This window comes from Myxococcus sp. XM-1-1-1, assembly GCF_020037095.1.
Taxonomy (GTDB): domain Bacteria; phylum Myxococcota; class Myxococcia; order Myxococcales; family Myxococcaceae; genus Myxococcus; species Myxococcus fulvus.
The window spans coordinates 189548-201125 of record NZ_JAIQDH010000017.1; the positions used below are offsets into that span (position 1 = coordinate 189548).

Below are 11578 nucleotides of genomic sequence, written 5' to 3' on the forward strand. Positions count from 1 at the left end.
GGGCTCAGCTCGCTTCCGGGGTGACAGGAGTGGACACGGGGGCCGCGCTCGGAGCCGCGCCGGGCTGGGACAGGTCCGACAGGAACGCGCGCACGCTCGCGCGGGTGGAGAGCACCATCAGCCCGAGCAGGCCGGCGAGGATCTCCAGCGTGTAGATGAGGCCCGTGTAGCCCTCCAGGATGACGGCGCCGGTGGGCACCAGCAGCGTCGCGGCCCACAGCCCCGCGAGCAGCGACGTGCGCTCCTTCGGGAACAGCCACCGGGCATACGCCACCACCGCCGCGCCCAGGCCCAGCGCGCTCACCGCATAGGCCACATAGAAGTTCATGAAGGCCGCCAGGTACGCGAGCAGCACGAAGAAGAAGCCGTACACGGCGGCGAGCAGATACGACTCATGCAGCGCGAGCTGCCGCTTGTGCCGCAGCCCCAGCGCCGCGAGCAGCGCCACCAGCACCAGGAACGGCACCCACGCGCGCCCCGCCATGCGCGACACCATCGAGTCGAACGTCTTTTCCGACGGGAGGATGACGCCCAGGTTGACGCCGGACTCCAGCGACTGGAACGCCCAGTCCAGCGTGACGGTGTCGCTGCCCGCCTGCACGGACGACGCGGACAGCCCGCCCGCCGGATAGTCGTAGTTGTCCCCGCCCTCGACGGCCAGGTGCACGCGCACGTCGCGCGCGGAGAGCGCCGGATCCAGCTTGTAGATGAACGAGTCGAGCCCTCGCGCGCGGTAGCGGATGACGAAGCGGGCCGTGGCCCCCTTGGCGATACGGCCCGTCCACACGAGCCGGTTGCCGGACTCGCCCAGGTCCAGGCTGGCTTCCTTGCCGTCCACCAGGAACTGGAGCTCCGACAGGAGCACCTGCGACTTGTCCATCTCCATGGGGAAGATGAACGCCACGTCGATGTCGTGGCCCTCGCGGTTGACCACCGCGTACTCCGCGCCCAGGTTGAAGTCGAAGCCGGAGAAGTAGCGCAGGCCGCGCTTGCGGTAGTTCATCTTCGCCAGCACCTCCACGTGCTGACGGTCGAACGCCAACGGCTTGAGCTCCGTGAAGATGGTGCCGCTGTGCACGTAGCGCAGCGACGGCGCGGGCTGCACCACGGGCGCGCCCCACCGGTCCTCCACCCCGGCCGCCAGCTCCGAGTTCGCGAAGTCCGTCCGCCCCGCCACCTGACCGGCAATCACCGCGGTGGCGAAGACGACGATGAAGAGACTGCCGAAGACGTGGTGCGCGACGAGCCACCGGAACGCCCCGCGGATGGGGCCATCGGACGTCCTCGGAGCACGAGGCGGGAAGGCAGGAGGATTCATGCGCCCAGACTCGTCCCGCGCGGTGCAACGCGGATGGCGCACCCGTGCGCTTCCCGAGGAATGTTCGTGCGGATTTCGTGCAAGCCCTCGTCACAGGCACGGAGGTGAGTGCGCGTCGACCCGCACGCGCCGAACGCGGCTGAGCACACCTCGCGACGGAGTCCTCTCGGACCACACCGGCCGCCCCGACTGTGACTTTCCGCGCCCGTCGCGCGCACCGCGCCCGTCGCTGTCACAAAGTTGTCAGCCGCCCCAGGAAGGGGATCAAATCCAGGAAATGGAGAGAGTCGAGGAGATCTACCAGGGCTTCGTGGTCGATCATCAGCTCGAGCGCGCGGGCCTCTTCGAGGTGCTCCGCGAGCGTTACGTGGCGGTGGACACGGTGCTGTACCCGGGGTGCTTCGTGCACATCACCCCGTCGTTCTTCTTCCAGCACGTGGTCTACGTGGACCGCAACGATCTGGCGCAGGGCTTCTTCGCGAACAAGGACGGCGTGCTGCGCAAGATCAGCTCGCGGCAGCAGTACGCGCAGAAGGCCTACGTGCGCTTCGTCGCGCAGGACTTCACGCAGCCCATCCCCATCCTGGACGAGAGCTTCGACCTGGTGCTCTCGCTCTACGCCGGAGGCATCGCCCGCGCGTGCGGGAAGTACCTCAAGGTGGGCGGGCTGCTGGTGACGAACGACCACCACGGCGACGCGGCCGACGCCGCGGCCGAGGAGAACCTGGCGCTCGTCGCGGTGGTGAAGGAGCTGCGCGGCAAGTTCACCTTCAGCGACCAGGAACTCGACACGTACCTGGTCCCCCGACAGGCCACGCGGGGGCCTCGCGCGTCACGCTCCGAGGGCCGCCCCGAGTGGACGCGCCACGCGGACTACTACGTGTTCCGCAAGACACACCCGGGCCCCTCGACCCAGGAGCCCGGGCGATTCTCCGCACCGCACTGAGCGCGCGGACGTGCGCTACCGCGGCTCCAGTCGGAACTGCTGGCAGTCGTTGTTGGACCAGGTCCACTGCTGCAGCACGGTGCCGTTGGTGCTCGACCCGCAGTTCGTCACGTCGAGCACCTTGCCGCTGTGCCGCGCCTCGATGCGGACGTAGCCGCCGGACGTCGCCACCGCGCGGAACTGCTGGTTGGCGCCGCCGCCATAACCCCACTGCTGGATTCCCGCGCCGTCCGCGGTGCTCACGTCCCGCACGTCCAGCGCCTTGCCGCTGTGCAGGGAGACGAAGCGCGAGTAGCCGCTGTCGGTGGGCTCCACCACCCAGATCTGGCTCGCGCCGGTATGGCAATCCCACTGGTGGATGGTGGCGCCGTCCGCCGTGCTGGGCCCGTCGATGTCCAGGCACCGCCCGGTGCTCTTGTTGACGATGCGGTAGCGCTGCGTCGGGCTGCCTTGCGCCGCGTTGTAGATGGCGAGCAGCAGCGACGTGTCGTTGCGCGTGTCCTGGCTCAGCTCCCAGATCATCACCCCGCCGCCCTGCTGCAACGCCAGCCGCGTCTTCGCCTGGATGGTGGCAATGCCGTTGTAGAAGACGTCGCCCACGTTGTCCTTGTACGGCGCCTGCGCGTCGCGAGCGACCAGGTCCGCGTAGCCGACATACGACGACGGCGAGCGCCCGTAGAACGGCACGCCCAGCACCGCCTTGGACGCGGGCAGCCCCCGCCCCTTCCAGTAGTTCAGCGACTGCACCGCGTAGTCGTACGTCGAATGCGGCTGGCCGCCGTCGTACGCCATGATGTTGAGGAAGTCGAAGTCGGTGAACGTCGACGCGGGGACGCCGTCACCGTAGTAGCCGTTGGCCACCACCGCCGCGGTGAGCAGCTTGCCGCGAGCGCGCATCGCCACGCCGAGCTCACGGATGAGCGCCGCGAAGTTCTGCGCGGACGCGCCCGGGTCCGGGTACTCCCAGTCGATGTCCACCCCGTCCAGACCCGCCGTGGTGACGTAGCTCACCAGCGTGTTGACGAACGTGGTCCGCGTGCCCGCGCTCGCCGCGAGCTGCTCGAAGGCGCTGTCGTCGCCGTTGTTCCACCCGCCCACCGCGATGAGCACCTTCACGCCACGCGCGTGCGCCGCGGTGACGAGCGAGCGCAGCCGCGCATCCGTCGCCCCAGGGCCCGTCAGCCCACCCCACGCCGTGGGCACCACGAACGCGTAGTTGATGTGCGTGAGCCGCTCGTAGGGAATCGCGTTGACGTCCCCCGCCCACGTCGGGAAGTAGCCGACCACGCGCGTCGCGAGCGCCGCGTCCTCCCGTCGCTCCAGCGATGCGTCCCTCGGCGCCGCCTCGTCCGGCGGCCCCGAACACGCCATCAGCACCACCGCCAACACCGCTTCGAGGACCAAGGCCCTGGATGTGAATCCCGTGCGCGACATGCGGACTCCCTCGTGAGCCCCCGCCCCGACGCGGGACGGATGGGTCGCGCACCTGTAGCGCCGCCACAAACCCGCAACAACGGTTTTTCCAGAAACCAAAGAAAGACTATCCAGTCCTGTCGGACGTTTGGCGAGGGCCTGGAGCCCCTTGCGGGGGCGTCCGTATTTTCGGCGGGGACTGCACGGCGGGCGTCAGCGGGCGTCGGTGGGGAGCGGCTTCACCTGGAGCTGCTTGGACGCGAGGAACTCCGCGTTGAAGACCTTGGACGCGTAGCGGCTGCCGTGATCACACAGGAAGGTGACGATGCGCAGGCCCTTCCCCGCGTGCTGCCGCGCGATTTCATACGCGGCGCGCACGTTGAGCGCCGCGGAGGTGCCCACCACCAGCGCGTCCTCGCGGGCCAGGTGGTAGAGCATGTCGAGCATCTCGCCGTCGCCCAGCCGCATCGCCTCGTCCACGCGAGCGGCCTGGAAGTTGGCGGTGAGTCGCATGATGCCGATGCCCTCGGTGATGGAGGAACCCGACGACTCCAGCTTCCCCTCGCGCACGTAGCAGTAGAGGCCCGAGCCCGCCGGGTCCACGAGCACCACGCGCAGCGCGGGGTTCTTCTCCTTGAGGAAGCGACTGACGCCGGACATCGTCCCGCCGCTGCCCACGGAGGCGACGAGCACGTCCACGTGCCCCTCGCACTGCTCCCAGATTTCGGGCCCGGTCGTCTCGTAGTGGAAGTCGCCGTTGGCCGTGTTCTCGAACTGGTTGGCCCAGAACCAGCCATGCGCCTCCGACAGCGCGCGGGCCTGGTGGAAGAAGTGGGCCGGGTTGGCGAAGGGCACGGGCGGCACCTTGCGGACCTCCACGCCCATGGCCTCCAGGTACTCGTACTTCTCGCGCGCCTGGTTGTCCGGCATCGTCACCACGACGCGGTAGCCACGCTCGCGGCCGAGCAGCCCCAGGCCGATGCCCGTGTTGCCCGCGGTGCCCTCGACGATGGTGCCGCCGGGCTTCAAGCGCCCCTGCTCCTCCGCGCGGCGGATCATCCCCTTGGCGGCGCGGTCCTTGATGCTGCCGCCCGGGTTCATGAACTCCGCCTTGCCCAGGATGTCGCAGCCGGTGACGCGGCTGAGCGAGCCGATGCGAAGCAGCGGGGTGTTGCCGACCGAGTCCCACAGCGAGCCGATGCGAGGCGCCATGCCCCCTCCCCTAATGGAGTCCGGGGAGGGAGGCAACCGGCCAGGTCCGCTTGCGGCTACTCGTTGCGCATCGCCTCGACGGGGTCCAGCTTCGCGGCGCGGGCGGCCGGGTAGATTCCGAACAACAGGCCCACCCCGCAGCTCATCGACAGCGCCAGGGCCACGGCCCACGGCGGCACGGACATGGGGAAGCCCACCATCCAGTCGCCCAGGAACACCAGGCCGAAGCCCAGGCCCACCCCCATGGCGCCGCCCAGCAGCGCCAGCAGCACCGCCTCCGTGGCGAACTGCCCCAGGATGCGCCGCCGCTTCGCGCCCAGCGCCTTGCGCACGCCAATCTCCCGCGTGCGCTCCATCACCGACACCAACATGATGTTCAGGATGCCGATGCCGCCCACCACCAGCGACAACAGGCACACGCCCACGCCGGCGATGGTGATGACCTGCGAGAGCTGGTTGAACGACGCCGTCACCGACTCGTTGGTGTGCAGCTCGAAGTCGTTGGCCTCGTCGGGCGCCAGGTTGTGCCGGCGGCGCATCAGCGTGGCCACCTCGTCCTGCGCCTTGCGGAACAGGCCGGGGTCCTTCGCCTGGATGTCGATGTCCAGCGAGCGCTCCTTGCCATAGAGCTGCTGGAACACGCGCAGCGGGATCATGGCCTGGTTGTCCAGGCTCACCATGCCCAGGAAGCTGCCGCGCCGCTGGAGCACGCCAATCACCCGGAACGGCCGGCCCTTCAGGCGGACCTCGAAGCCCACCGGGTCGATGCCGGGGAACAGCTCGTCCGCCACGTCCACGCCCAGGATGATGACGTTGCGGCCGTCCAGCCCCTCCACCTCGTTGAAGAAGCGGCCGGACTGCACGGACACCCCGCTCACCGCCGGGTACGTCGTGGACGCGCCCATGATGAGCACCGCGGGCCGCGTCTCCTTGCTCACCGTGGACACCTTCTGCCCGCCCTGGTCGTCCGAGGGCGCCACCAGCCCCACCGACGGACAGAACTGCTCCAGGGCGCGCACGTCCTCCAGGGTCATGTCCGGACGCTTGGCGAACTTGGCCCAGTTGAAGCGGCCGAAGCCGCCCGCGGGCCACTTGGTGAGCTGGAAGGTGTGCGCGCCCAGGCGGCCCAGGTCGCGGTTCACCTTGGTGCGCAGGCCCTCGATGAGCCCCATCATGGTGATGACCGTGGCCACGCCGATGACGATGCCCAGCAGCGTGAGCAGCGAGCGCAGCGGGTTGCCCAGGAACGTGCCCAGCGCCAGCCGGAGGTTGTCGAAGAAGGCTCGCATCGGCTCACTCGTACCGGAGGGCTTCCACCGGGTCCAGGTTCGCCGCGCGCGCCGCCGGCCAGATGCCGAACAAGAGGCCCACCAGCGCCGCGAAGAACACCCCGCCCAGGATGGTGCCCGTCTGCACGTCCGCCGCCAGGGGCGTTATCAGCGACACCACCTTGGCCGTCCCCAGCCCCACTGTCGTCCCCAGCAGGCCGCCCACCGCGGACACGCTGGCGGCCTCCATCAGGAACTGCACCACGATGGTGCGCTTGCGCGCCCCCAGCGCGCGCCGCACGCCGATCTCCCGCGTCCGCTCGCGCACCGACACCAGCATGATGTTCATGATGCCGATGCCGCCCACCAGCAACGTGATGAGGCCCACGCCCACCGCGACGCCATACAGCGCGCCCGTGAGCTGCGCGTACGTCTGCGCCATGGCCTCCGGCTTGTTGATGTTGAAGTCGTCCGGCTCACCCGGCGTCGTGCCGCGGATGCGCCGGAGGATGCCGATGAGCTGGTCCTCGGCCGCGCGCACCTGGCCCGCGTCCGCCACCGCCATGGCGATCTCGAACGGGCGCCCCTTGCCGAAGCTGCTGTAGAAGGTCTTGAAGGGGATGATGACGAGCAGGTCCATGCTCTGGTTCACCACCTTGCCCTTGCGGCTGAGCGTGCCCACCACCTGGAAGGAGCGGTTGTCCACGCGGATGGTGCGCCCCACCGGGCTGATGCCGGGGAAGAGCCGGTCCGCCACGTCCGCGCCCAGCACCGCCACCGGCCGCGTCACCTCTTCGTCCGCCTCCGTGAGGAAGCGCCCGCTGGTGATGTCGAACCCGGAGATGCTCAGGTACTCGTGGTTGACGCCCTGGATGCGCACCGTGGACATCTGCTCGCTGGCGTACGACACGTCCGCCAGCCGCGACACCGACGGCGACATCGCGCTGATGAAGGGCGCCATGGAGCGCAGCCGCTGCACCTGGTCGAGCGTGAAGTTCTTGCGCCCGCGGTACTTCCACCAGTCGCCCTTGATGATCATCGGGTACTTGCTCACGTAGAGCGTGTTCGCCCCGAAGCTCGCGAGCTGCCGGTGGAAGGACGTGTTGAGCCCCTGGATGATGCCGACGATGGCCAGCAGCGTGGCCACGCCGATGCCGATGCCCATCGTCGTCAGCACGGTGCGCAGGCGGTTGGCGCGCAGCGAGAACAGGGCGATGCGCGCGCCCTCCAGGATGTCCACCCGAAAACCCGCCCAGTGCTTCATGCGCCCCCCGCAGCCATCGCCGCGGCGTTGCCCAGCGCCACCTCGCGCCCCGGCCCGTCGGCGACGATCTCACCGTCGCTCAGGCGGATGGCCCTCGGACACCGGGCCGCCAGCTTCGGCTCGTGCGTGACCAGCACCAGCGTGTGGCCGGCCTGGTGCAACTGCTCGAACAGCCGGACGATCTCCTCGCCCGTGGCCGAGTCCAGGTTGCCCGTGGGCTCGTCCGCCAGCAGCATGGACGGCTCGGACACCAGCGCGCGGGCAATCGCCACGCGCTGACGCTGACCGCCCGACAGCTCGTTGGGCCGGTGGTGCATGCGGTGCGTGAGCTGCACCTTGTCCAGCGCCGCCTTCGCCCGCTCCCGCCGCTCCTTGGCGGGCATGCCGCGGTACACCAGCGGCAGCTCCACGTTGGCCAGCGCCGTCTCCTTCGGCAGCAGCTGGAACGTCTGGAAGATGAAGCCGATCTCCACGTTGCGGATGACGGCCAGCTCGTCGTCGCTCATGCGCGACACGTCCTTGCCGTTGAGCATGTAGCGGCCGCTGGAGGGCGTATCCAGGCAGCCCAGCACGTTCATCATCGTGCTCTTGCCGGAGCCGGACTGACCGATGATGGCCACCCATTCGCCCCGGCCCACGCCGAAGGTGACGCCTCGCAGCGCCCGCACCTCCTCGCCACCGACGTGGAAGACGCGGGTGATGTTGTCCACCTGGATGAGCCGGCCATCGCCGGCGCCGCTGCCGTGGCTCACGACTTCCGCCCGCCCTTCATGCCGCCCGGACCGCCGCCCTGCTCGGGCTCCTGCACGTTGTCCCCGTGGTTGAGCTCCTTCGACAGCGTGCGGTAGGGGCCCTCCACCACGCGGTCGCCATCGTTCAGCCCGGAGAGGATCTCCAGCTCCGTGTCGGACGCGATGCCCGTCTGCACCCGCCGCACCTGCGCCTTGTTCGCCGCGTCCACCACGAACACCACCTTGGCCAGCGACTCGGTGCGCCGCGCCTTGAGCGCGCCACCCTCGATGGGCTCCTTGTAATCGGGCAGCGTGCGCTCCGCACGCACCGTGACCGCCTGGATGGGCACCAGGACGACGTCGCTGCGCGTCTCCGCGGAGATACGGGCCTCCGCGCTCATGCCCGGCAGCACGCCCGGCGGACGCATGTCCAGCGCCACCGTGACGGGGAAGCTGGTCACCTCGGCCTCCGTGCCCTCGTTCTTGATGAGCGCCTTCTGGGCGATCTCCACCACGGAGCCCGCGAAGGTCTGCCCCTCCAGCGCGTCCAGCGTCACGTCCGCGGGCTGGCCCGGCTTGAGGTGCACCACCTCGTGCTCCCCCACCTCGAACTTCACCTCCATGGCGGACAGCGCCGCGATGGTCATCACCACGTCCTCGGCCAGCTCCGAGCCACGCACGCGCTCACCCACCTCGCGCGACAGCTCGATGACGTTGCCGTCGATGGGCGAGAACATCGTCGTGCGCGACAGGTCCGTCTGCGCCTGCTCCACGACGGCGACGTTGCGCGCGAGCAGCTGCCTGGCGGACGCGAGCCGGGCCTCCGCCGTGTTCTTGCTCGCCTTGGCGACGTCCAGCTCCGCCCCGGACGCCAGGCCCTTGGTCACCAGGCCCTCCACGCGTCCGAGCTCCTGCGTGGTGCGGCTGACCTCCACCTCCGCCACCTGGGCGTCGGCGCGCGCCGCGTTCTGCGAGGCCATCGCCTGCTTCAGCGCCGCCTCGTAGACGCGCCGGTCGATGCGGGCCAGCACCTGGCCCTTCTTCACCGCGTCGCCATCCTTGACCAGCAGCTCCACCAGGTCTCCAGAGAGGCTGGAGGAGATCTTCACCGTCGTGGCCGCCTGCACCTTGCCCGCGCCGGTGATGGTGCGGGTGATGGTGCCCTTGCGAGCCTTGGCGATCTGCACCTCCTGGGACGGCGGGGGACGCTCCTTCAGGCCTCCCGCCGTGATGGCCGCGGCACCGAGGAACAGCGCACCGGCGATCACACCCTTCCACCACTTCATTTCGTCTCTCCCGGGCTCATCAGGGCGCCCATGGCCCGCATCAAGGTGAAGCGGGCGATTTCGACATCGATTCTGTTTTCCAACAAGCTGAGCTCCGCCTGCGTGAGGCTGAGCTGCGCGTCACGGACCTCCAGCGTGGAGCCCGCACCGGCCTTGAAGCGCTCCTCGGCCAGGTTGAGTCCCTGGACGGCGGCCTCGCGGTTCTCCGCGGCCAGCCGGGCGGCGACGATCTGCGCCTCCAGCGACTGGTGCGCGGTGCGCACCTCGGCCTCGATCTCCCGCGCGGACTGCGCCAGCTGGAGCTGGGCCTTGCGGATGTTGGCCTCGGCCCGCTTGGTCTGCGCGGGGGTGATGAAGCCGTTGAAGATGTTCCAGTCCAGGTTGAGGCGGGCGATGACGTTGTTCTGCAGCCGCGGCTCGGTGAAGACCTGGCCGGCGTCCGGGCCCTGGCGGGTGTAGAGGCCCTGGGCCGACAGCTTCGGGATGTAGTCCGCGCGGGCGATGGCGCGCTCCAGCTCCGCCGCGCTCACCCGCGCCTCGAGCGCCTTGAGCAGCGGGCGCTGCTCGCGGGCCACGCTGATGGCCTGCTCGATGGTGGGCGCGGGGCCGGGCTCCGACTGGAGCACGCCCGGGTCCACCGCCTCCACGGGCTGGGTGCCCGGACGCGTCAGCCACACCGCGAGCTGGCCCTGGTCCGTGACGAGCTGGCTGAGCGACTGGACGAAGGAGATGCGATCATTGCCCAGGTTCACCAGGGCGGAGATCTCCTCCACCTTGCCCACGCGGCCGGCCAGGAACAGGGAGCGGGCACGCTCGAGCTGCTCCTCGCTGCGCTTGACGGTGGCGTCCAGCACCTGGCGGGTGGCCTGGGTGCGGAAGAGCGTGAAGAAGCGGCGGATGGCCTCCAGCTCCGCGGTGTCCGCCTCCTCCTTGGCCTGGCTCGCCTGCGCGTCGCGCAGCACTCCGGCCTGCTCCAGCTGCTTCCAGAGCGCGCGGTCATAGACGCTCTGGCTCAGGACGGCGCCCAGGTCGTAGTCGCCCGTGCTGGTCGGCTTGGACTCGACGGAGATCTGCACGAACTCGCCGGGGTTGTTCACATCCGGCACCAGGTCGAACTGCTGCCGGCGGCCCAGCCAACGCTTGCCCACGAAGCCATTGATGGAGAGCTGGGGCAGGAGCGCGGAGCGGCGGATGTTCACGTCCTGCTGGCTGACCTCCAGGTCCTGGAGCGCCGTGAGAGCGGTGGTGCTCTGGCGGCCCTCCTCGCGGGCCTGCTGCAGGGTGATGGGCGTGGGCGCGGGGGACGCGGACAGGAGCGTCGCGACGATGAGGGCGTTCATTGGCCACCTCCCGCCGAGCCGGGCAAGCCCACCATCATGACGCCCGCGAACATCGCGTAGAGCGCCAGGGACAGCAGCAGCGCGCGGGTGCGCGGCATGCCGGTGGCGGCGGAGAATCCCAGGCCGAGCAGCGCGGTGCTCCAGAGGTTGAAGAAGTCCACGGTGGAGGCGACGCGCGCCATCTTCGGGCTCAGCTCCCCCAGGAACGCGCCCAGGTGGGACGGGACCAGCTGGAGCACGCGCGAGACGGAGACGGTGTGCTGCGCCGCGAGGCAGCCGGTGAGGATGAGGTGGTACAGCGCGATGGGCAGCAGCGCGATGGCCGCCACCGACATCAGCTTCTCGAAGTGGACGGGCCGGTCGAACAGCCACGACACGACCCAGAGCATGGCGGCCAGCAGCAGCGCCATGAACGGCATCACGAAGACGCCCTTGGCGATGCCGCCCACCAGCGCCTTGCGGGAGGCGGTCTGGATCTTGTCGCTCAGGTCCGCCTCGGAGATGGTCGCCATCTCCCCGGAGGACTGGAGCTCACGGATGACATCCGGGGTCGCGTCCCAGCGCAGGGAAAACAGCGTCCCGGAGGCGGACACGCAGAGGGCGAGGATGAGGAGGGGCCAGACCCAACGGCGGGCTTCGACGGCGGCGGGCGTCCCCTCGACAGGGTCGATGAAGACGCGCACGGGTTGGACGAGTGAGGTCATAAGGTGGGTGGTCTCGGAGGGAAGTACGGCAGTCCCCCTCAGGCAATTGCTCGGCCAGTCGAAATTCCGCGGTGAACGGGCAGCCAGCCGGCCGAA

The 11578-nt window shown here is 69.6% G+C and carries 10 protein-coding genes; 1 reads left to right on the top strand and 9 read right to left on the bottom strand.

The genetic code is table 11. The annotated features are described in order from the left end of the window. Positions 1-4 precede the first annotated feature (4 nt). A complete protein-coding gene (locus tag K8640_RS28865; protein ID WP_223749995.1) occupies positions 5-1318 on the bottom strand; it encodes a hypothetical protein in 1314 nt (437 codons plus the stop codon). A 277-nt stretch (positions 1319-1595) separates the two neighbouring features. On the opposite strand from K8640_RS28865, the gene K8640_RS28870 reads away from it, so the two are divergent. Continuing rightward, positions 1596-2264, top strand: coding sequence for a class I SAM-dependent methyltransferase (locus K8640_RS28870; protein ID WP_223749996.1), 669 nt, complete (start codon positions 1596-1598; stop codon positions 2262-2264). Between the two features lie 15 nt (positions 2265-2279). On the opposite strand, the gene K8640_RS28875 is transcribed toward K8640_RS28870, so the two are convergent. The 8 genes from K8640_RS28875 to K8640_RS28910 all read right to left on the bottom strand — a co-directional run bounded on the left by K8640_RS28875 (position 2280) and on the right by K8640_RS28910 (position 11482). Beyond that, positions 2280-3698, bottom strand: coding sequence for an RICIN domain-containing protein (locus K8640_RS28875; protein WP_223749997.1), 1419 nt, complete (start codon positions 3696-3698; stop codon positions 2280-2282). Positions 3699-3890: 192 nt separating this feature from the next. Continuing rightward, the gene (locus tag K8640_RS28880; protein WP_223749998.1) at positions 3891-4889 is read right to left on the bottom strand and encodes a cysteine synthase A; all 999 of its coding nucleotides are present in this window, start codon (positions 4887-4889) and stop codon (positions 3891-3893) included. A 56-nt stretch (positions 4890-4945) separates the two neighbouring features. After that, positions 4946-6178, bottom strand: a complete 1233-nt coding sequence (locus K8640_RS28885) for an ABC transporter permease (protein ID WP_223749999.1) — start codon at positions 6176-6178, stop codon at positions 4946-4948. A 4-nt stretch (positions 6179-6182) separates the two neighbouring features. Further along, a complete protein-coding gene (locus K8640_RS28890; protein ID WP_223750000.1) occupies positions 6183-7421 on the bottom strand; it encodes an ABC transporter permease in 1239 nt (412 codons plus the stop codon). Further along, positions 7418-8173: an ABC transporter ATP-binding protein gene (locus K8640_RS28895; protein WP_141328993.1), complete on the bottom strand. Its 756-nt coding sequence runs from the start codon at positions 8171-8173 to the stop codon at positions 7418-7420. Before K8640_RS28895 ends, K8640_RS28890 begins: the two co-directional genes overlap by 4 nt. Continuing rightward, complete coding sequence (locus tag K8640_RS28900; protein ID WP_223750001.1) at positions 8170-9438, bottom strand: efflux RND transporter periplasmic adaptor subunit; 1269 nt, start codon at positions 9436-9438, stop codon at positions 8170-8172. Before K8640_RS28900 ends, K8640_RS28895 begins: the two co-directional genes overlap by 4 nt. Continuing rightward, positions 9435-10778, bottom strand: coding sequence for a TolC family protein (locus tag K8640_RS28905; protein ID WP_223750002.1), 1344 nt, complete (start codon positions 10776-10778; stop codon positions 9435-9437). Before K8640_RS28905 ends, K8640_RS28900 begins: the two co-directional genes overlap by 4 nt. Further along, a complete protein-coding gene (locus tag K8640_RS28910; protein ID WP_223750003.1) occupies positions 10775-11482 on the bottom strand; it encodes a YIP1 family protein in 708 nt (235 codons plus the stop codon). The genes K8640_RS28905 and K8640_RS28910 overlap by 4 nt, the downstream gene beginning before the upstream one ends. Positions 11483-11578: the final 96 nt, after the last annotated feature.